The sequence below is a fragment of the Streptomyces lasiicapitis genome (assembly GCF_014646335.1).
In the GTDB taxonomy this organism is placed as follows: Bacteria; Actinomycetota; Actinomycetes; order Streptomycetales; family Streptomycetaceae; genus Streptomyces; species Streptomyces lasiicapitis.
Map to the genome: position 1 here is coordinate 237,353 of NZ_BMNG01000013.1, position 20,783 is coordinate 258,135.

Here is a 20,783-nt window from a genome sequence, read left to right on the forward strand (position 1 = left end):
GATTTATGCTCCGGAGGCATGGATGCCTCGCACCCCAGTCCTCAGCCCAAGGCAGGCCCCGACGGAGTCGAGCTGCGGCATCTGCGTGCCTTCCTCGCCGTCGCCGACGAGCTGAGCTTCACGCATGCCGCCGCCGTCCTGCGCGTCGGCCAGCCCGCGCTGACGCGCACCGTGCGCGCCCTGGAGGAGGCCCTCGGCGCCCGGCTCCTCGACCGCACGACCCGCAGCGTCGAACTCACCGACGCGGGGCGGCGCCTGCGCGACGAGTTGGCCCCGCTGGTGTCCCGTCTCGACTCGACCCTGTGCGCGGCCCGCGGCGGGCCGCCGCTGCTGCGACTCGGGTTCACGTCGCTGCTGCCCGAAGCCTGCGGCCCGCTCAACGCCGCCTTCGAAGCCGCGACCGGGGCGGGGGTCCGGCTCGTGCGGCGGGACGAGCCGTTGGCGGGGCTCGCGTCAGGGGCGTGCGACGTCGCTGTCGTACGCGGTGAGATTCCGCCGGGTGCGGCTGTTCGCAGTCGCGTCTTGCTGTACGAACCGCGCGTCGCCGTTGTCGCCCGGGGGTCTGCCGACCTGGCGCATCGTCGGGTCGTCGACTGGGCCGAGCTGGCGGCTGTGCCCCTCGTCGTGAACACCGTCACCGGCACCACCCGGCCCGAGCTGTGGCCCTCCGGGCGGCGGCCTCGGCTTGCCTGTACCGCTGACAACTTCGACGAGTGGCTGGAGGCGGTGGTTGCCGGGCACGGGGTCGGCGTCGCCCCCGAGCCGGTCGCCCGCAGGCACTCGCACCCGGGGCTGCGCTACGTACGCGTCAAGAACGCGCCGCCGGTCGCCGTGCGGTTGGCCGTTCCGGCGCGGGGGGCGCATCCGTTGGCTGAGCGGTATTTGCGGGAGCGGGTCGGGTAGGGCGGGCCTTGCCGGGGGCTCCCCAATCCCACCCCTTCCCGTAACCAGGGGGCTGCCGCCCCCTGGACCCCCGCTGTCGGCCTGAACGGCCTCGTCCTCAAACGCCGGACGGGCTGGGAGTGCCGGCTGCGTGCGGTAGTGCAAGTTGGGGCGGGTGGGTGGGATATAGCCCCTCCGGCGTTTGAGGAGCGGGGTCTGGGGCGGAGCCCCAGGAACGGCGCGTCAGTTCAGGGACGGGTCGTCCGGATACGTGGCCACCATGGCCAACTCGCTGCGCTGACGGCGCAACACCGCTCGCCAGAGCTGCTCCGGATCCGGCGAGGACACGTCCCCCGGCTCGGACTCGACGACGTACCAAGCGCCTTCCACCAGCTCGTCCTCCAGCTGGCCGGGCCCCCAGCCGGCGTATCCGGCGAAGATGCGGAGGCTGCCGAGGGCGGAGGCGAGGAGCTCGGGGGGCGCCTCCAGGTCGACGAGACCGATCGCGCCGTGGACGCGGCGCCAGCCGAGGGGACCTTCCTCGCCGGGGATGACGGCGACCCCGAGCGCGGAGTCGAGGGAGACCGGGCCGCCCTGGAAGACGACGCCGGGGGTGCCCGCGAGGTCGCCCCAGCCTTCGAGGATGTCCGCGACGTCCACCGGCGTCGGACGGTTGAGGACGACGCCGAGGGAGCCCTCCTCGTCGTGGTCGAGGAGCAGCACCACCGCGCGGTCGAAATTGGGGTCCGACAGGGCGGGTGTGGCCACGAGCAGCCGCCCTGTGAGCGAGGACACCTCGGTCATGCCAGACATGATCCCGCATCTTGGGCCCGCGCGGGGAGGCAATGGGCCGACGCGGGGGAACGCAGCTCAGGGGGTAGCGGGGCGCCTGGGGCGCCCTGTCGGCGCAGTGACCGTGAGCGTCCGGTTCCGCACGGTTCGTGTTGTAGCGGACTCATGACGCGTTTGAGCCGTCCTCGGGCTTACAGAAGGGGGGTACGCGGCCATTACGCTTACCCTTTCGTCCCCCCGTCCACCTCATCGGAACGCGAGATTCATGACCGTCACCGACGATGTCCTGCTTGTCCACGGCGGCACCCCGCTCGAGGGTGAGATCCGTGTCCGCGGCGCGAAGAACCTCGTGCCCAAGGCCATGGTCGCCGCGCTGCTCGGAAGCGCTCCGAGCCGGCTGCGCAATGTCCCAGACATCCGCGACGTACGGGTCGTACGCGGCCTGCTGCAACTGCACGGTGTGACGGTCCGTCCAGGTGAGGAGCCGGGCGAGCTGGTCCTCGACCCCTCGCACGTGGAGAGCGCGAACGTCGCCGACATCGACGCGCACGCGGGCTCCTCCCGCATCCCGATCCTGTTCTGCGGGCCGCTCCTGCACCGCCTCGGGCACGCCTTCATCCCGGGCCTCGGCGGCTGCGACATCGGCGGCCGGCCCATCGACTTCCACTTCGAGGTGCTCCGCCAGTTCGGCGCGACCATCGAGAAGCGCGCCGACGGCCAGTACCTGGAGGCGCCGCAGCGCCTGCGCGGCACCAAGATCCGGCTGCCGTACCCGTCCGTGGGCGCCACCGAGCAGGTGCTGCTCACGGCCGTCCTCGCCGAGGGCGTGACGGAGCTGTCCAACGCCGCGGTGGAGCCGGAGATCGAGGACCTGATCTGCGTACTGCAGAAAATGGGCGCGATCATCGCCATGGACACCGACCGGACCATCCGGATCACCGGTGTCGACAAGCTCGGCGGCTACAACCACCATGCCCTCTCGGACCGCCTGGAGGCCGCCTCCTGGGCGTCCGCGGCGCTCGCGACCGAAGGCAACATCTACGTCCGCGGCGCCCAGCAGCGCTCGATGATGACGTTCCTGAACACCTACCGGAAGGTGGGCGGTGCCTTCGAGATCGACGACGAGGGCATCCGCTTCTGGCACCCGGGCGGCCAGCTCAAGTCGATCGCCCTGGAGACCGACGTCCACCCCGGTTTCCAGACCGACTGGCAGCAGCCCCTGGTCGTCGCCCTGACGCAGGCCACGGGCCTGTCCATCGTCCACGAGACGGTGTACGAGTCGCGGCTCGGCTTCACGTCCGCGCTCAACCAGATGGGCGCGCACATCCAGCTCTACCGCGAGTGCCTGGGCGGCTCCGACTGCCGCTTCGGCCAGCGCAACTTCCTGCACTCCGCGGTCGTGAGCGGCCCCACCAAGCTCCAGGGCGCCGACCTGGTCATCCCCGACCTGCGCGGCGGCTTCTCGTACCTCATCGCGGCCCTCGCGGCGCAGGGCACGTCCCGCGTCCACGGCATCGACCTCATCAACCGCGGCTACGAGAACTTCATGGACAAGCTCCAGGAACTCGGCGCGAAGGTGGAACTGCCGGGCAAGGCGGCCTTGAGCTGATCGCCCCCGGCCGGGCGGATCCAGCCCGGCCGGGAAGATCCAGCCCGGCCGGGAAGATCCAGCCCGGCCGGCGTTTGAGGCCATCTTTTCCGGCGGCACGCAAAGAGGGCGGCCACCCCACAGGGGTGGCCGCCCTTCTCGCTGCTTAAGGCTACTTGCCCTTAGCTGCTTCCTTCAGCTTGGAACCAGCCGAAACCTTGACGCTGAAGCCGGCCGGGATGTTGATCGGCTCGCCGGTCTGCGGGTTGCGGGCGGTGCGAGCGGCACGGTGGGTGCGCTCGAAGGTCAGGAAGCCGGGGATGGTGACCTTCTCGTCGCCCTTGGCAACGATCTCGCCGACGGTCTCGGCGAACGCGGCCAGCACGGCGTCGGCGTCCTTGCGGGTCACCTCGGCGCGGTCGGCCAGCGCGGCCACCAGCTCACTGCGGTTCATTTTGTACTCCCGTGTTCTTCTTGCTGTTGAGGCGTGCCTCGCGGCGGAGCCGCATATCGGGCACAGCGAAGCCGATGCTGCCAGGGTCCTGAGGCGGCCCCCGGACCCGGGTCCGTCGTCGGACCCTCGCGCCCAGAGACGCATCCTGCCCCCACCTGCGGCGGGAAAGCCAATCCGGCACCCCTGGGAGTCACACGAAAAGCGCCCTTTCTCGGCTGGGTGCCTCGAAATGGTGACGCTCCGTCCGCTCCCGGTGCCGGACCGCATGCCTGCCCGACCGGTGGGCCCTGCACGGGCCCTGGCGGGGGCCGGTAAGGCCGCGCGGGCCCTGAGGCCCGCGTCCCGCCACCCTAGAGGGCCGTCACGGGCGCCACGTTCCGCGACGCGCCGTGTGGTCAGGCCGTGGCGCCTGTCACAGCCGCCCCGGCCGCCTTGGCGGCGCCCCGTACGGCTCCGGCGACCGCGCCCGCGACCTTGTCGTTGAAGACGCTGGGGATGATGTAGTTCGGGTTCAGCTCGTCCTCGCTGACCACGTCGGCCAGGGCCGTGGCCGCGGCCAGCATCATCTCCGTGTTGACCGTGCGCGACTGGGCGTCGAGCAGGCCGCGGAAGACTCCCGGGAACACCAGGACGTTGTTGATCTGGTTCGGGAAGTCCGAGCGCCCGGTGGCCACAACTGCCGCGGTCTGGCGGGCGATTGCGGGGTCGACCTCCGGGTCCGGGTTCGCGAGCGCGAACACAATGGCGTCGTCCGCCATGGCCGCCACGTCGTCCCCGCCGAGCACGTTCGGGGCCGAGACGCCGATGAACACGTCGGCGCCGACGACGGCCTCCTTGAGGGTGCCGGTGACGCCCTCGGGGTTGGTGTTGTCGGCGATCCAGCGCAGCGGCGAGCCCGCCGCGGCCTCCACCAGGTCCTCGCGGCCCGCGTGCACGACGCCGTGGATGTCGGCGACGACGGCGTGCTTCACGCCCGCCGCGATGAGCAGCTTGAGGATGGCCGTGCCGGCCGCCCCGGCGCCGGACATGACGACGCGTACGTCCCCGATTCCCTTGCCCACCACGCGAAGCGCGTTGGTCAGGGCGGCGAGGACGACGATCGCGGTGCCGTGCTGGTCGTCGTGGAAGACGGGGATGTCGAGGGCCTCGCGCAGGCGGGCCTCGATCTCGAAGCAGCGCGGCGCGGAGATGTCCTCGAGGTTGATGCCGGCGAAGCCGGGGGCGATCGCCTTGACGATCTGGACGATCGCGTCGGTGTCCTGGGTGTCCAGGCAGATCGGCCAGGCGTCGATGTCGGCGAAGCGCTTGAAGAGGGCCGCCTTGCCCTCCATGACCGGCATCGCGGCCATCGGGCCGATGTTGCCGAGGCCGAGCACCGCGGAGCCGTCCGTCACGACCGCAACGGTGTTGCGCTTGATGGTGAGGCGGCGCGCGTCCTCGGGGTTCTCGGCGATCGCCATGCACACGCGGGCGACGCCCGGGGTGTAGACCATGGAGAGGTCGTCGCGGTTGCGGATGGGGTGCTTCGACTGCATCTCGATCTTGCCGCCGAGGTGCATCAGGAACGTACGGTCGGAGACCTTGCCGAGGGTGACGCCCTCGATGCCGCGGAGTTCCTCGACGATCTCGTCGGCGTGCGCGGTGGAGGTGGCCGCGATCGTGACGTCGATGCGCAGCTTCTCGTGGCCGGACGCCGTGACGTCGAGGCCGGTGACCGAGCCGCCGGAGGACTCCACGGCCGTGGTGAGCTGGGAGACCGCGGTTCCGCTCGCGGGCACCTCCAGCCTGACCGTCATCGAGTAGGAGACGCTGGGCGCCGTTGCCATGGCGGACTTCCTCTGCTTTCACCTTGTAGCTGTTGCCGTCCGATCGTCGCACCTACCACTGAGTACGTGGTAGCCGCCCCGGATTGCGGACGTTTTGTTCACGGACCCGTTGCCGCGCTTTCGGAAATCGACTTCCACCATACGAGAAGTCGCGGATCGCGGGAAGGGGTGCCGGAGAAACAGAGAGAGGTCCACGTCACTGGTGACGTGGACCTCTCTCGTACGTTCATGACACCGACCCGCCATGCTCGCCTCGCGGCAAGTGGTCGCTCGTAGCGACGAAGGTTGGGCCCGGGGGCTTGGATCGAGCCGGTGCCACATCAACGGTAACAAACGATCCCCGTAAGGCAATTCCCCCACGGCAGCTCACCCGGGATCACTCGGGATCACCCGGGCTCACTCGCGGAGCAGATCCGGCACACCCTCCCCGTCCGGCTCGTCGCGTTCGCCCGAAAGGACGGTGAGCTGCTGCGTGGCACGGGTCAGCGCCACGTACAGAACACGCAGGCCCGCAGGGGACTCGTCGGCGATCTCGGCGGGCGACACGACGAGCGTGGCGTCGTACTCCAGGCCCTTGGCCTCCAGGCTGCCGAGCGCCACGACGCGCTCCCCGAGACCGGCGAGCCAGCGCGCCGCCTGCTCGCGGCGGTTCATGGCCACGACGACGCCGACGGTGCCCTCGACCCGCTCCAGGAGCCGGGCCGCCTCGTCGCGCACGGACCGGCCGAGGTCTCCGCCGCGTACGACGGCGAAGCGGGGCTCGATGCCCGTGGAGCGGACCGCCGACGGGGACTCGGCGCCCGGCATCGCCAGGGCCAGGACCTTCGCGGCGAGGTCGGCGATCTCGGCCGGATTGCGGTAGTTGACGGTGAGCGTGAAGCGGCGGCGCGGGCGGGAGCCGAGCGCCTCGTCGCGCGCCGCGGCCGCCTCGTCCGGCGACGACCACGAGGACTGCGCCGGGTCGCCGACGACCGTCCAGGTGGCGTGCCGGCCGCGGCGGCCGACCATGCGCCACTGCATGGGGGTGAGGTCCTGCGCCTCGTCGACGATGACGTGCGCGTACTCGGTACGTTCCGCCGCGAGGCGTTCGGCGCGCTCGCGCTGGGACTCCTCGCGCTGCGGCATCAGCTCGTCCAGGCCGGTGAGCAGGTCGAGCGGGTCGAGGTCCTTCTTCTTGCGGGGGCGGTGCGGGGTGCCGAGGATCGCCTGGAGCTCGTCGAGCAGGGCCACGTCGTGGACCGACAGGGCGTCACGTCTGAGGGAGCGGGCGACCTTTCGGGCCTCGCCCGGGTTCAGGACGCGGCGCGACCAGCGGTTCAGGCTGCGTTCGTCGCCCATCGCGGAGAGGACGCCGCGCGGGGTCAGCTCGGGCCACCAGGCGTCGAGGAAGGCGATGAAGTCGTCCTCGGAGGTGATGTCGTCGTCGAAGGACGAGCGGAGTTCGGCGGCGAGTTCGGGGTCGTCGTGCCGCCCGGCCGAGCCGGACTGGTCCCAGAGGGCGTCCAGGAGGAGCTTTCTGGCGCGGGGGCGCAGGAGGTTGACGGGGGCTGTGCCGCCCAGGGCCGACTGGCGGATGCGGTCCAGTTGGCCGGCGTCGAGCTCCAGGCGGCGGCCGAAGGCGACGACGCGAAGGCGGGTTGGGGTGCCCTTCGCCGCCTCGGCTTCCGGCTCTTCCTCGCCGAACGCCAGTTGCTGCGTGTTCGCCGCGGGACGGCCGCTCGCGGCGGGAACTGCGCCGTCCCGTTCCAGCGCGCCCCGCGCAGCCCTCCGCAACACCTTCAGCATCCGCGACGACCCCTTGACACGAGCCACTGCCGGGCTGTCGTAGACCGTGGCCTCGGTGCCGTCGACCAGGGAGCCGACCGCGCGGATCGCGACCTGGCCCTCCTCGCCCAGGGACGGCAGGACGCCCTCCGTGTAGGCGACCAGGAGCGGGGTCGGGGAGACGATGAGGATGCCGCCCGCGTACCGGCGCCGGTCCTGGTAGAGGAGGTACGCGGCGCGGTGCAGGGCGACGGCGGTCTTGCCGGTGCCGGGGCCGCCCTCCACGTACGTCACCGAAGCGGCGGGCGCGCGGATCACCAGGTCCTGCTCGGCCTGGATCGACGCCACGATGTCCCGCATGGAGTGGCTGCGGGCCTGGCCGAGCGCGGCCATCAGGGCGCCGTCGCCGACGACGGGCAGTGCCTCGCCGTCCAGGAACGCCGTCAGCTCCGGGCGCATCAGGTCGTCCTCGACGCCGAGGACCTTGCGGCCCTTGGAGCGGATGACGCGGCGGCGCACGACCCGGCCCGGGTCGACCGGGGTCGAGCGGTAGAAGGGCGCGGCCGCGGGCGCGCGCCAGTCGATGACCAGCGGGGAGTAGTCGGCGTCCAGGACGCCGATGCGGCCGATGTGCAGGGTCTCGGCGATGTCGGCGTAGGTGCCGCTCTCCTCGGTGCGGACCACGCCCTCGGCCGGCTCGACGGCCGTGTAGGCGCCGTCCGGGCCCTTCTTGCCGTCCTTGCCGAGCAGCAAATCGATTCGGCCGAAGAGGAAGTCCTCGAACTCGTTGTTGAGGCGGTTGAGATGCACACCCGCGCGGAAGACCTGCGCGTCCCGCTCGGCGAGCGCGCCGGGCGTGCCGACCTGGCCGCGCTTGGCCGCGTCGTTCATCAGGAACTCGGCCTCGTGGATCTTCTCTTCGAGGCGGCGGTAGACCTGGTCGAGGTGTTCCTGTTCGACGCTGATCTCGCGCTCGCGTACGTCGGCCACCGGGGCCCCTTTCCTGACGTGCTGCTGCCCGTATTGAGCAGCCGTCCACCGTACGCGAAAGGGGCCCCGCTTGTGCAGTCGTCGGGCCGCGGCCCGCCGTATGACCGTCGCCTAGACGTCCACCTCCACCAGGCGCTTGCCGTCGAACGTGGTGACCTCGAAGTGGTCGATGTCGTTGCGGTCGAACGCCGCGCCGCCGTGCACGTACAGCGGGTTCTGCGCGGCCTCGTGCGGGCTGTCCTTGATGCCGTAGCCCCACTGGGGCACGGACCAGGTCGTGACGGTCTCCTTCTTGCCGTCCTTGCCGACCGCGATCAGGGAGCACTTCAGCGGGCCCTTGACGTTCTTCAGCTCCAGGACCGTGTGGGTGCCCCAGGCCTTCTTCTCGGTGCCGACGGTGGCGGTGACCTTGGTCTTGGGGTCGGTCGCCGCGATCTTGTCGTCCATGTGGTTGAAGAAGGCGTCCTCGGCGGGGGATGTGGGGTGCGGGTCGCCGCCCGCCACTTCCTTGGTGCCGCCGTCGTCGTTCACCGCGAGCACCGCCACCGGGCCGCCGATGATCAGCGCTGCCGCCGCCGCGACCAGGTACATACCGCGCCTGCGCCGCTGCGCGCGCTTGGCCGCGACCTCGTCCACGAGCCGCTCGGCGAGCCGCGGGCTCGGCCTGGCGGCGAGCTGTTCACCGATCTCCGGTACGCCGCGCAGGGGGCCGCGGGCCGCGGGGACGGCGCCTGCGGGCGGGCCACCGTACCCGGAGCCCGAAGGCGGGCCGCCGAAGCCGGGCCCCGCGAAACCGGGGTCGGCGAAACCGGGGCCACCGCCCGCCTGCGCCGCGCCCCGCCCGCCGACCGGGCCCGGCAGCCCCGCGCCGGGGAAGTCCGCGAGCGCGGCCAGCATCGGCTCCATGCCGGAGAACTCGTCCAACTGCTGGGCGCAGAAGTCGCAGCCCGCCAGGTGCGCTTCGAAGGCCGTGGCCTCCGCGTCGTCGAGGATGCCGAGCGCGTAGGCGCCCACGGTCTCGTGCACGGCGCCGGGGCCGGAGCCTTCGCCGGAGCCGGGACCGGCGCCCCACGGGTCCTGCCCGTGGCCGTGTGCGTCGTACGGCGTACTCATGCCGTCACCCCCCGCTCCTCCAGCGCAAGCTTCATCGAGCGCAACGCGTAGAAGACCCGCGAGCGCACCGTCCCGCTGGGTATACCCAGTGTCTCCGCCGCCTCATTGACCGTACGCCCTTTGAAGTAGGTCTCGACAAGTACCTCCCGGTGCGCCGGAGTCAGGTCCTCCAACGCGTCCGAGAGTGTCATCAGCCACAGCGCCTTATCGATCTCGTCCTCCGCGGGGATGACCTCCAGCGGCGACGGGTCGACCTCCTGCGGCCGGGCTTGCCGGCTGCGGTGGCCGTCGATGACGATGCGGCGCGCGACCGTCACCAGCCAGGGGCGTACCGAACCGGTTGCTCGGTTGAGCTGACCGGCGTTCTTCCAGGCACGGATGAGCGTTTCCTGTACGACATCTTCGGCGCGCTGCCGGTCGCCCGCCACAAGCCGGAGCACATAGGCCAGAAGTGGCCCGGCGTGCTCGCGGTAGAGAGCGCGCATGAGTTCCTCGTCCGGCTCCGGGGCGGGAACCGGGGTCAGTCGATGTCGTCGGTGCGGGCGTTCATCGGCCACGGCGGAATCCTTGCGCACGACTGCCTCCGCTGTCCGCTGTTCGTCTCGGCTGCCCATGTCGGCCGTGCTCTCCGCCCTGGTCGGTCTCGTCGGCCTCGCTGGCTGGTCACCCTGGACGTACGGACGGGGGTGTGCGCGCGTTCAACGCGTGGCGGAAAATTTCGGCGGCTGCGCGCCGCGTGCTTCCGGTTGTCCACGCCGCGTGGGCGAAGTTCTCCGCTCCGCGTGGGCGAACGTTACTGCTCAGGCCCGCGCGAGCGCCGCCCTGCGCCGGTGCCTGGCCACCCGCTCCCGGTTGCCGCACACCTCGCTGGAGCACCAGCGGCGACGCCGCCCGCGCGAGGTGTCCAGGTACACGATCGGACAGTTGTCGCCCTCGCACTGGCGCAGCAGGGAGCGCGCGACGGGGTCGGTGAGCAGTTCCACGGCGTCCCGCGCGACGGCGCCGAGCAGCGCGGCCCGGCCCGGGGCGGTGTGCAGGGCGCGGGTCAGGCTGCCGTCGGCGTGCCGCACGGCGAGCGGGGCGGGCGGGGCCACGGCGGCGAGGGTGTTGACGCGGGCGAGTGCGACGTCGGCGGGCAGGCCCGCGAGCTCGGCGCGGACGAGCTGGGCGATGTGGCCGCGCAGTTCGCGGAAGGCGGCGAGCCAGGCGGCGTCGGCCCCCGGCAGCGGGGTGCCCGCAGGGACCAGGCCCGCGCCGACGAGCCAGTCGTGCAGCCGCCGCACGCCGTCGAGGCGCTCGACGGGGTGGGTGGTGGCGACGAGGTCGAGGCAGGTCCTGCCGGCGTCGAAGCGGAGTTCGTGGAACGCGGAGTGGTACGCAGCAGGGGTCGCGGACTTGGTAGTCGCACCCAACACCATGCGCCTTTCACCGCCCTTGGGGTGTGCCGGTGAGTGCCGTACCCCTACAGTGCCCGCCCATGGGCGCCACCGGAACCCCTGCCACCGGGGGTGATGCGCAGACGCCCGCGTATGCCGCCGCGCTTCTGAGCCATGGCCCGTGCCCGCGCCGCGCGATTGACTCCATACATGAGCGAAAATGTGGCGACAGCACGCAATACGACGGCGGCACGCAAGGGCCGCGGCACCGGTCTCGTCCTGGGCGCCGCGACCGTGGCCATGGGCCTGATCGCGGGGACCTTCTACATCTTCGCGTGCGGCGTGATGCCGGGCCTCGCGCGCAGTTCGGACCGTGCGTACATCGAGGTCATGCAGGACATCAACGCGGCGTTCGAGAACGCGGTGTTCTTCGCGAGCTTCATGGGCGCGCTGCTGCTCACGGCGGTGGCGGCCTGGATGCTGCGGCGCGGCCCGGTGCGCTGGTGGGTGCTCGCCGCGCTGCTCGCGTACTTCCTCACGTTCGTCCTCACCGTCACGGTGAACGTGCCCTTGAACGACGAGCTCGCGGACGCGGGCGATCCCGCGAAGATCGCCGACCCGGCCGCGGTGCGCGCGGACTTCGAGGACACGTGGGTGGCGTGGAACGTGCTGCGGGCACTGCTGAGCACCCTGGCCCTCGGGCTCCTGGTGCGGGCGCTCGTGGTGTTCGGGCGGACGCGCAGGGACGGCACCGGCGCCGATCAGTCGGCGTACTTGGACCCGGCCGCCGGGTCGAGCGCGAGCCGGTAGCCGCGCTTGACGACGGTCTGGATCAGCTTCGGCGTCCCCAGCGCCGTACGCAGCCGGGCCATCGCCGTCTCGACGGCGTGCTCGTCGCGGCCCGCGCCCGGCAGCGCGCGCAGGAGTTCGGCGCGCGCGACGACCCAGCCGGGCCGCCGGATCAGCGCCCGCAGGAGCGCCATCCCGGCGGGCGGCACGGCCCGCAGCTCGTCGTCGACGAGCACCGCGTGCCCGCGGACCTCCACCCGGTGCCCGGCGATGGGCAGCGACCGGGCCCGCGCGGGCAGCTCCTGACACAGGAGTTGTACGAGGGGTCCGAGCCGGAAGCGTTCGGGCTGCACGGTGTCCAGGCCGCGGGACTGCAGCGGCAGCGCGGTGACCGGGCCGACGCAGGCGGGCAGCACGTCGTGCAGCAGCGCCGCGGTGACCTCGGCCGTCATGCCCCGCTCCTCGGCGCGGGCGAACAGCGAGGCGGCGGCGGGCGCCGAGGTGAAGGTCAGGGCGTCGACGCCACGGCTCACGACGGCGTCGAGGAGCCGGTCGACGGGGCTGAGGTCGATCGGCGGGAGCCACCGGTAGACGGGGACGAGGACGACGTCCGCGCCGCCCGCCCGCAGCGACTCGACGAACCCGGGCAGCGGCTCCCCGTGCAACTGCAAAGCGATGCGCCGCCCTTCGACGCCCTCCCCGAGCAGCCGGTCGAGCACCTCGGCCATGGACTCCGACGACGGCGACCAGTGCTCGGTGAGCCCGGCGGCCCGCACCGCGCCCTTCACCTTCGGCCCGCGGGCGAGGAGTTCGACCCCGCGCAGCCGCCCGAGCAGCGCCTCGCCGTGGCCCCACCCGTCGGCGGCCTCGATCCAGCCGCGGAACCCGATGGCGGTGGTGGCGACCACGACGTCCGGGGCGTCGACGATCAACTCCTTGGTCGCCGTGAGGAGTTCGCTGTCGTCCGCGAGCGGCACGATGCGCAGCGCGGGGGCGTGCAGGACGGTGGCGCCGCGCCGCTGGAGCAGCGCGCCGAGCTCGTCGGCGCGCCGGGCGGCGGTGACGCCGACGGTGAACCCGCTGAGGGGTCCGTGCTCCTGGCTGACGTTCATGGCCATCGAGCCTCCCAACGGACGGTGACGGTCCCGGATCACCACGATGTCCTCCGTGTTACGTCCCCTCGCGGCGGGCGTGACCTGCGCCTCCTCACACCTCGGCGTACGTGAGCTGCGGCTCCTCGGCGGTGGCGGGCGCGGACCGGGTGCGGGCGGCGGCCGGGCGGCGAAGGTATACGGCCCAGGTGACGGCGAAGCACGCGGCGTAGCAGAGGAGGAAGGCGACGAACGCGCCGGTGCCGGAGCCCGCCGTCTGGAAGGACTGCCGGAAGGCCAGGTTGATCCCCAGACCACCGAGCGCGCCGACGGCCCCGATGAGCCCCATCGAGGCCCCCGAGAGCCGCCGCCCGTAGGCCGCGGCAGCCTCCCCGGTAAGCCCCTTCCGCACAGCCTTAGCCTGAAAAATGCCCGGAATCATCTTGTACGTGGACCCGTTCCCGAGCCCGCTGAGCACGAAGAGCACCACGAACGCGCCCGTGAACAGCGCGAGTGACTCCCGCATCGACGCGACCACGACCACACCGGTCGCCGCCGCCATCCCGACGAAGTTCCACAGCGTGATGCGGGCCCCGCCCCATCGGTCCGCGAGCCGCCCGCCCACGGGCCGGATCAGCGACCCGAGCAGCGGCCCGAGGAAGGTGATCTGCGCGGCCTCCAGGGGCGTACGCCCGAACTGCGTCTGCAGTACGAGCCCGAAGGCGAAGCTGTACCCGATGAACGACCCGAACGTCCCCACGTACAGAAAAGCCATGATCCACGTATGCGGATCCCGCACGGCCTCCTTCGCCGCCCCGGTGTCGTTCTTCACGGAAGCGATGTTGTCCATGAACAGCGCGGCGCAGACGGCGGAGACGACGATCAGCGGAATGTAGATCCCGAGCAGCACGCGCGGCCCACCGCTGGCCCCGATGACGGCGAGCGCCACGAGCTGCACGACGGGTACGCCGATGTTGCCGCCCCCGGCGTTGAGCCCGAGCGCCCACCCCTTCTTCCGCAACGGAAAGAAGGAATTGATGTTGGTCATCGATGAGGCGAAATTGCCGCCGCCGATGCCGGTGAGAAGCGCACACACCATGAAGGTCGTGTAGGAGGTCCCCGGCTCCATCACCGCGAACGCCGCGACCGTGGGCACCAGGAGCAGCGTCGCGGCGACGATCGTCCAGTTCCGCCCGCCGAAGCGGGCGACGGCGAAGGTGTACGGGACCCGGACGACGGCGCCCACCAGCGTCGCCATCGACACCAGGAAGAACTTCCCGGCGGCGTCGATCCCGTACTCCGGGCCCATGAAAAGGACCATGACCGACCACAGGGTCCAGACGGAGAACCCGATGTGCTCCGAAAGCACCGAGAAGGCGAGATTCCGCCGAGCGACGCGGACCCCTTCCCGCTCCCAGAACTCCTCGTCCTCGGGATCCCACCGCGCGATCCACGACGACCCGCGCTTCTGTGTGCTCGTCTGCGTACTGACGCCCTCGGTACCCATCCCACGCCTCCCCGGCAAGCGGCTGATGATCCCGAAGGTAGGGATGGCGCGTTTCAGCCCTGTGCCGGCGGGTGACCGGTGGGGAACTTCGGGCTCACGGCGGGGGGTGGGGGGAGGTGAGGCCGCCCTCCCGCCCCCGCCGCGGGCTCACCGCGTGGGTCAGATGCCCCCGGCCCACTTGAGGGTGTCGGAGCCGCCCTTGTCCCAGTCCATGACGACGGATTCGCCGGAGCGGGACAGATCGGCGCCGATGAACTTCTCCTTCGCACCGCTGCCGCACTTGAGCGCGAGCCGGAACTTGCCACCGGCGCGGTCCTGCCCGAGGCCGGTGCACATGCCGTCGCCGCCGGGGTCGAGGTACGAGACGATGTGCTTGCCCGCGGCCTGACCGGTGGACTGCTTGTCGGCGATGGTGAGGGTCTTCAGGGCCTCGTTCTGCCACTGCCCCTTGAAGCCGGTGGCCGGGGCGGGCCCGTCGTCATCGCCGCCGATGCCGCCGCTGGACGGGGCCTCGGTGCTGGGGTCCTCGATGCCGGTGCTCACGTCCGGGGTGGGTATGGAGGGCGTCTCCTCCCCCGCGCCGTCAGACGGCTCGGCGGGCGCGCCCGGAGTCACCTCGGCGGACGCGCTCTTGTCGGCCTGCGGCTTCTTGTCGTCCTTGTCCTTGTCGTCACCGCTGGCGAGGAAGAAGACCCCGCCTCCGATGACGAGGACGGCGGCCACGGCGGCACCGATGAGGATGGCCCGCTTCTTGGGGTCGGTGCCGGTGGGCGGGGGCGGCGGGTAGGCGCCGAACTGGGGCTGGCCTTGCGGGGGTTGGCCGTACGGGGGCTGACCGTAGGGCGCCTGGGGCTGACCGTAGGGAGGCTGCCCCTGCGGCTGGCCGTAGGGAGGCTGCCCCTGCGGCTGACCGTAGGGATCGGGCCCGCCCTGGCCGGGCTGGCCGTAGGCCGGGGCTCCTTGCGGGGCCGGGGGCTGCGGGTAGCCGTAGCCGGGCTGCGGCGGGGCGGCGGGCGGCTGGCCGGGGTAGGGCGGCTGCGGCTGGTTCGGCTCGTACGGCCCGTTCGGCTGGTGCTGCGGAGCACCGAATCCGTCCTGCGGCGGCTGGCCGGGAGGCTGCGTCATAGCGCGTGAGCCTAATCGCCGGGGGCCGGGCGTCACATCCGTCGACCGAACGACTGCGTCACACCCGGGGGGCGAGGAACAAGGATCTGACCGGCACGCTCGTGCGGCTGCGGGCTCGGCATCTGCCTGTCATACGGTGGCTCCATGCCTTCCTACGACAGCTCCCGGGCACGGTTCCGTCTGGCCGATCGCCACTTAGCGGTGCTCGCCCATCTCCTGGACGGTGAGAACCCGCCCGACGAGCTCTGGCCCTCGCTGGGCGAACTCATGGAGATCGGCCTGGTCGGCGAGGAGGGTGAACTGGCGCCCCTCCTCAGGAATCTCCTCGGTGCGCTGGCGGCGCCGCTGGTCATGGCGACCGTCGAAGTCACGGGAGAGCACGGGACGATCAATCACGGAGTCATCGTCGGCCAGGAGGCCGTGATCGCTCACGAGGGCTGGCCCGGCGAGGAGGAGTCCGAGTACACGCCCATCGCCCCGCACAGCCTGGTCTGGGAGTTGGCCCGCATGGTCAACCTGCAGGCCGATGACGAAGCGAACTCTGAGGTCTCCCGCATCGAGACGACTATGGGTGCCCTAGACGCCGCACTCTCGGCTCTCGACGAAGGGCAGGGCGACGAAGCCGCGACCAAGGAGCTCATCCGCAAGTCGCTGACCGAGGCCGGCACTCCCAAGGAGCCGGAACTGTCCGAGCTCACCGAGCTCGTCATGGCCATGAACGCGATGTGGCGCATCAGCACCGCCTGGGACGGCAAGCACGAGGGTGAACGGGCCGCGATGGTCCGGGCGCTGGCGGTCTGGGACTGCGGACCGCGCGGCTACTGGGTCCGGGAGAAGCCCGAAGAGCCCATCCTGGAGGGGCAGGTCGGGCCGGAGAGCGAACTGTGCCTGGTACGGACGAGGAACGGCAAGATCTGGGAGAAGATCACGGACTTGCTCCCGGACAAGGAAGACATGATCGACGCATAACGCCCTGGCAGGGGGCGCGGACGGAGTCCGGCCACGCCGACAACGGGGCGACAACACAGTGGCGTTGCGCCCCGATCCCCTGCCGCAGCGTCAGAACAAGTTCCTTGGATCGAGCTTGCGGCCAATTTTCTTCCCTGTCCCGACAGGGTCCCGCACAGCCTCCTTGGCCGTCTCACCCACCTCGTCGACCACTTTCCCCGCCCCCTTCTTGATGCCGTCCCAGTGCTCGACGACCTTGGCGCCCACGTAGACACCGCCGAACACGACAGTGGCGCCGATGGTGTAGGGGTTGGGCGCGACGGTCGCCGCGGTGAGCGAAGCGTGGAAGCCGACTTCGGCGACGTTGGCGACGTATCTCGCGCCCTTCTGGCGGGTGCTGAAGTTGCCGTGGTTCCACGGCAAGCCACGGTGGACGAGCTGGTCACCGGCGAGGTAGGTCGACCAGACTCCGCCGACGACTCCCACTCCACGCAGCGCACCCGAAACCTTTCCGGCACCGGCCAGTCCCTTGGTCAGCGCCAGCCCTCGGGACCAGCCGACGGCACGACCCCGGGTGAAGATTTCCTTTCCCACCTTGAAGAGGTTGGCCTGACCGGCGCGGGCGACCGCCTCACCGGAGTGGGTCGTCCCCCCGAAGCGCTTGGCGAGCGTGTCGTTGCCGACGATCGCATTGATGGCTTTGTTCGCGGTGATGCCCCGCCAGACGGGAGAGTCCATGAAAGGCAGTCGGCGAGCGGCGTCGTAGCGCATGGATACGCGATCATCGATCATCCCGCTGACGAGGGGAATATTCCGCGGGGCTCCGGCCCATAAAGCGAGCCTGCTCGGCAGCCAGCTTCCCGGCGCAGAAAGTGACTGAAGCTCGGGCCGAAATCTGACCAACTGGCTGCCCGCATCACGGACCCATGGATGGGAAGAGCCGCGAAGGACCGTACCTGCCCGGATCTTCCAGGAACGCAGCTGCGCGCTGCGAAAAAACGAGTTGGTGACCAATACTCTGGTCAACGCCACACCTTGGAAGGTGGCGACACCAGCGGTGTCGGTCACGCTCCGCCAGTCGCCATAGAGCCCGACCAAGGTCTGGATGGTTTGTTCATGCGACTGCAGGCCGGGGATCTTCGCTAACGCCTGGGCTTTGACACGGTCGATCCAGTCGACTATCGCCTCACCGTCCTGGCGCGCGAACCCCTTCGCGCCAGGTTCGTCACTGGCGGCAACCGAGTTGGCAAGCAGCAGGTCATCAGGAGTGAGGTCTCGCCCCTCGTACTTCTTCAGATCCTCGGTGGTGAATCCGGCCCAACGCAGGCCCGCTTCAGGATCACCGTTCTCAAGTCGGACAAGCGCCGCGCGCCTGCGGAGATCCGACCCCTGCTCAGTGGCCCACGCATCGAGCGACCGCACAGTCGACAGCTTGGAGGTCACCCCGAGGTTCGACGCCCGGGTGAACGCTTCCTTGAGCTTGTCTCCTACTCCGCCCCTACCGTCGATAAGCTTGGAAAGCTGTTCCAGATCCCCTGGGTTGACATTACGCACCTAGCCCCCTGAACTAGCGGACGGGTCCCTCCCCCGTCACCACTCGACCTTCTGGCGCACTCAGCTGTCCCCGATGACAGCGAATGCGAAGGCAAGACGACGGTCCAGCCAGTCCGCCTTGACCTTGAGCATTTTGATGCTCTGGGAGACCATGACCAGCTCACCTCCGGACCACCACTCCAACTGCCGGCTCCGACGTTGGGAGCCGCTATCACCAGAGGCCGTGTTCTCACCCGCCGGCAGGATGTGGGGCAGGCTGTTCAGCGCCTCCGACACAACCTTCCCGGCTGCCCGGTCCGCAATTCGCTTGGCGCCGCCACTGATCCACTCGTTACGTCCGACAATTTCTGGATGCCCGGGTTGATCAATGCGCCAAGTGTGCTTGACAAGCTTATTCGAGGGCGGGATACGTCGAATAACACCAATTTCCTTGCCATTCGCGACGTATACCCGGAAGCAGCGTTCGCCGCTCCCTTTCTCCTCAGTAACGAGGTAGCACAGTAGATGCTGCGAGTCGGGATCCTCATACAAGCAGGACTCCATTGCGGACGGTGGCGCCGGAGGGGCGGCCCGAGCGACGTAAGCGCAGGGAGCAAACACCTTCGCCGCGCCCGCGCCCTTGGGCACGCGGATGGCCCATGGCCCACGCACTGGGCGGGGGCGATTCTTGGTGACCGGACGCTCAACGGTGCCAATGGTGAACTCACGCACGTCGGCCCACTCAACCGCGGGTAGGGGAGCTTCCTCTCGCACCCCGCTTCCCTCCTCCCGCCCCCTACGCTTCCCGAACGCCACGTCATCTCCTCAAACTCGCTCACATCACCAACGGCACAACCGTAGCCGTCGGCCCATATAGCAGTGGAGCAAGGCCGTGTTGACGAGCCGAGGGCAGGGCGGCCCCGCCTGCACGGGGCCGAAAGTCGACGCGGTGACATACGTAGGCGAGTCCGGCTGTCCACCCAGTTCGGTGTGCCGTAAGCACCGATCCCTGCCGAGCGCCATTGCGACAGCGCACCTCGGCGAAATGGCTCAAACAGGACGGCCGCCCCGACTCGCATAGCCGGGACGGCCGTTCGCCTGCGTAGTGCTACTTCCTCAGCGGTTGATCGCCTGAATCTCCTGCACCACGACATCCTGATCGGCGCCGAACTCCCCGTCGGGCAACGGCTGTTCCCCGTCGGTGCCCGTCCCGGTCCAGTGGATCTTCCAGGTGACGGTGGCCTTCAGGGGGTACGAACCGTCGCCGGACGAGCGCAGATACTTCACGCCGCACGGCGGGGTCTCCTTCGCCTTGCCCTTGGCGTAGGGCTCGCCGATGCGGTCGTTGGCGCCCAGGGGGCATACGCCGGAGGCCGGGTAGGTCCGGGCGTCCTCGGTACCGGGGTCGATCTTCAGGGAGACGGGCTCGGCGGTGGTCGTGGCCTGGATGCCGAGTACGGGCACGGAGGCCGTCACGGACACCGGCTTGAACTCGGCGCCGTCCAGCCAGGTCCAGGTCGGCAGGTTGACCTTGGTGCCGCCCTCGGGGGCCATGGCCACCTTCGTCCCCGGCACGCGGATCTCGGCGTACGCGAGGTGGGCGAGCATCTCCGTGGTGATCGCCTCGGGCACCTCGGCCGGGGGCGGGTCGCCCTTGTCCACCCAGAAGGTTTCCTTGTCGCACTTGTCCCAGCCGGGCGGATAGGACTTATTGGGGTACGAGGACCACCAGTACCCCTTGTCGGCCTTGTCGAGGTTGAAGTTCTTGTACGGGTGCCCCTCGACGTACCGCTTGCGCTGCTGCGTGTCCCACTCGTGCCCCGTCGAGCCGACGCCCCAGACCGCCTCGCGCTCCTTCTTGAACTGGGCGGCGGTGTAGCGCGGGGCGTACCAGCAGGGGGGCGGCGACCAGTCGCCGGCGGCCGTCACGGCACCGGTCTTGGCGCCGGTACCGTTCTTGGAACGGTCGTAGACGACGGCGCCCGCCTCGGCGGACAGCACGTCGTCCTTCGCGTTGCCGGACGCCGGCGGTTTGCCGTTGGTGCTTCCACCGTGTCCGTACTCGGCCCAGGCCGGCCCCTGCAGAAGCAGGGCGGACGCCATCGCGACGGCCCCTACGGTCGGCCAATGCTTGCGGCTCACTCCTGGCATGCTGCGCTCCCCCGTTCGGATGTGGTCTGCTCAGTGATCCAGACACCCTGCTTGTCGCGGTGCAGTCGACTGCTGTAGATGACGAGGTCGTCCTTCGACGGCTGCGCGGAACCCTTGTCGGTCTTCCCCGTCTTCAGGCTCTTGTTGAACGCCTTGCCCTGGTCTTCGCAGTAGACGATGGACGCCTTGGTCCCGCCCGTCACATTCACCTTGGCGTTGAAGAACCGCTTGGTCCCGGCGATCCGGTCCTTGTGGTCGACGAATTCCTCGATGAACTTCTGGCTCCCGGCCGCCGCCTCTCCCTCGGAGTAGAAGCGGTACGCCTTGTGGGCCGGGTCCTGCTCGGCGACGGCCACGTCGACGGCCTTGAGGTACTGCTCGGTGTCGGACAGGACGGCGTCCTTGCCCTTGTCACCCGTCTTGTCCCACTCGATGTCGTACTGGAGATCCGTCGGCAGCTTCACCGCCGGCCGCTTGGCCGACGCCGCCTCCGACGGGCTGGGCGAGGACGACTCCTCGTCGCCCTGCCCCGCCCCCTCAATCTTCTCGTCACCACTCTTCGACCCGCCCCCGTCATCACCACCACCGCAGGCGGACAGCGAAACCACCGCGACAGCGGTCATCGCGGCTGCGGCGAGCAGGACGGGTCGGCGGCGCTTCACGATCGGCTCCCGGTGGGGCGAGGCGTCTTCGGAGCGCCCCAAACTAGCCACCGTGGCCTGCCGAAGCCATAGTCAGTTATGTCAACTCCCGTGACAGGAGCGGTCAAATACCGACAGTACGGACGCCACAAGGCGGTAACGGCGGCCCTGCCACCCCGACATCACGCCAAACGGCCACCCCGCGTGACTCGC

At 70.3% G+C, this 20,783-nt stretch carries 18 protein-coding genes; 4 read left to right on the forward strand and 14 right to left on the reverse strand.

What is annotated here, in order from left to right; translation table 11 throughout:
* The first annotated feature begins 18 nt into the window (after positions 1-18).
* A complete protein-coding gene (locus IEY91_RS28355; RefSeq protein WP_189176160.1) occupies positions 19-903 on the forward strand; it encodes a LysR family transcriptional regulator in 885 nt (294 codons plus the stop codon).
* Positions 904-1,125: 222 nt separating this feature from the next.
* On the opposite strand, the gene IEY91_RS28360 is transcribed toward IEY91_RS28355, so the two are convergent.
* Positions 1,126-1,686 carry a YqgE/AlgH family protein gene (locus tag IEY91_RS28360; protein ID WP_164324471.1) on the reverse strand — a complete coding sequence of 187 codons (561 nt, stop codon included), beginning with the start codon at positions 1,684-1,686 and terminating at the stop codon, positions 1,126-1,128.
* 253 nt (positions 1,687-1,939) lie between these two features.
* On the opposite strand from IEY91_RS28360, the gene murA reads away from it, so the two are divergent.
* A complete protein-coding gene (gene murA / locus IEY91_RS28365; protein ID WP_164324469.1) occupies positions 1,940-3,283 on the forward strand; it encodes a UDP-N-acetylglucosamine 1-carboxyvinyltransferase in 1,344 nt (447 codons plus the stop codon).
* Positions 3,284-3,434: 151 nt separating this feature from the next.
* Here murA and IEY91_RS28370 read toward each other — a convergent pair whose 3' ends face one another.
* From IEY91_RS28370 to IEY91_RS28395, 6 genes are all read right to left on the reverse strand, one after another.
* Positions 3,435-3,716 (reverse strand): HU family DNA-binding protein, encoded by a 282-nt coding sequence (locus IEY91_RS28370; protein WP_030680681.1) that lies wholly within the window; start codon positions 3,714-3,716, stop codon positions 3,435-3,437.
* Positions 3,717-4,111: 395 nt separating this feature from the next.
* Complete coding sequence (locus IEY91_RS28375) at positions 4,112-5,542, reverse strand: NAD-dependent malic enzyme (protein ID WP_164324467.1); 1,431 nt, start codon at positions 5,540-5,542, stop codon at positions 4,112-4,114.
* Positions 5,543-5,938: 396 nt separating this feature from the next.
* Positions 5,939-8,296: a HelD family protein gene (locus IEY91_RS28380; RefSeq protein WP_189176161.1), complete on the reverse strand. Its 2,358-nt coding sequence runs from the start codon at positions 8,294-8,296 to the stop codon at positions 5,939-5,941.
* A 111-nt stretch (positions 8,297-8,407) separates the two neighbouring features.
* Positions 8,408-9,409, reverse strand: coding sequence for an anti-sigma factor family protein (locus IEY91_RS28385; RefSeq protein ID WP_189176162.1), 1,002 nt, complete (start codon positions 9,407-9,409; stop codon positions 8,408-8,410).
* On the reverse strand, positions 9,406-9,984 hold the full coding sequence (locus tag IEY91_RS28390) for a sigma-70 family RNA polymerase sigma factor (RefSeq protein ID WP_229697274.1): 579 nt from the start codon (positions 9,982-9,984) through the stop codon (positions 9,406-9,408). Before IEY91_RS28390 ends, IEY91_RS28385 begins: the two co-directional genes overlap by 4 nt.
* Positions 9,985-10,209: 225 nt before the next feature.
* The gene (locus IEY91_RS28395) at positions 10,210-10,821 is read right to left on the reverse strand and encodes a CGNR zinc finger domain-containing protein (RefSeq protein ID WP_229697275.1); all 612 of its coding nucleotides are present in this window, start codon (positions 10,819-10,821) and stop codon (positions 10,210-10,212) included.
* A gap of 174 nt (positions 10,822-10,995) precedes the next feature.
* On the opposite strand from IEY91_RS28395, the gene IEY91_RS28400 reads away from it, so the two are divergent.
* Positions 10,996-11,595: an anthrone oxygenase family protein gene (locus IEY91_RS28400; protein WP_189176164.1), complete on the forward strand. Its 600-nt coding sequence runs from the start codon at positions 10,996-10,998 to the stop codon at positions 11,593-11,595.
* Here the strand turns inward: IEY91_RS28400 and IEY91_RS28405 are convergent.
* The 3 genes from IEY91_RS28405 to IEY91_RS42520 all read right to left on the reverse strand — a co-directional run bounded on the left by IEY91_RS28405 (position 11,547) and on the right by IEY91_RS42520 (position 15,297).
* Positions 11,547-12,692 (reverse strand): uroporphyrinogen-III synthase, encoded by a 1,146-nt coding sequence (locus tag IEY91_RS28405; RefSeq protein ID WP_164324455.1) that lies wholly within the window; start codon positions 12,690-12,692, stop codon positions 11,547-11,549. The two genes, IEY91_RS28400 and IEY91_RS28405, sit on opposite strands and share 49 nt — an antisense overlap.
* Before the next feature lie 88 nt (positions 12,693-12,780).
* Complete coding sequence (locus IEY91_RS28410; RefSeq protein WP_189176165.1) at positions 12,781-14,172, reverse strand: nitrate/nitrite transporter; 1,392 nt, start codon at positions 14,170-14,172, stop codon at positions 12,781-12,783.
* Positions 14,173-14,331: 159 nt separating this feature from the next.
* Positions 14,332-15,297 carry a flagellar basal body-associated FliL family protein gene (locus IEY91_RS42520; RefSeq protein WP_189176166.1) on the reverse strand — a complete coding sequence of 322 codons (966 nt, stop codon included), beginning with the start codon at positions 15,295-15,297 and terminating at the stop codon, positions 14,332-14,334.
* A gap of 144 nt (positions 15,298-15,441) precedes the next feature.
* Here IEY91_RS42520 and IEY91_RS28420 point away from each other — a divergent pair, with 144 nt between their 5' ends.
* Positions 15,442-16,266: a hypothetical protein gene (locus IEY91_RS28420; protein ID WP_189176167.1), complete on the forward strand. Its 825-nt coding sequence runs from the start codon at positions 15,442-15,444 to the stop codon at positions 16,264-16,266.
* Positions 16,267-16,356: 90 nt separating this feature from the next.
* Here the strand turns inward: IEY91_RS28420 and IEY91_RS28425 are convergent, their stop codons facing one another.
* From IEY91_RS28425 to IEY91_RS28440, 4 genes are all read right to left on the reverse strand, one after another.
* Positions 16,357-17,799, reverse strand: coding sequence for a PE-PGRS family protein (locus IEY91_RS28425; RefSeq protein ID WP_189176168.1), 1,443 nt, complete (start codon positions 17,797-17,799; stop codon positions 16,357-16,359).
* A 60-nt stretch (positions 17,800-17,859) separates the two neighbouring features.
* On the reverse strand, positions 17,860-18,330 hold the full coding sequence (locus IEY91_RS28430) for a hypothetical protein (protein WP_189176169.1): 471 nt from the start codon (positions 18,328-18,330) through the stop codon (positions 17,860-17,862).
* A 564-nt stretch (positions 18,331-18,894) separates the two neighbouring features.
* Positions 18,895-19,929 (reverse strand): hypothetical protein, encoded by a 1,035-nt coding sequence (locus IEY91_RS28435; RefSeq protein WP_189176170.1) that lies wholly within the window; start codon positions 19,927-19,929, stop codon positions 18,895-18,897.
* A complete protein-coding gene (locus tag IEY91_RS28440) occupies positions 19,917-20,591 on the reverse strand; it encodes a hypothetical protein (protein ID WP_189176171.1) in 675 nt (224 codons plus the stop codon). The genes IEY91_RS28435 and IEY91_RS28440 overlap by 13 nt, the downstream gene beginning before the upstream one ends.
* Positions 20,592-20,783 lie beyond the last annotated feature (192 nt).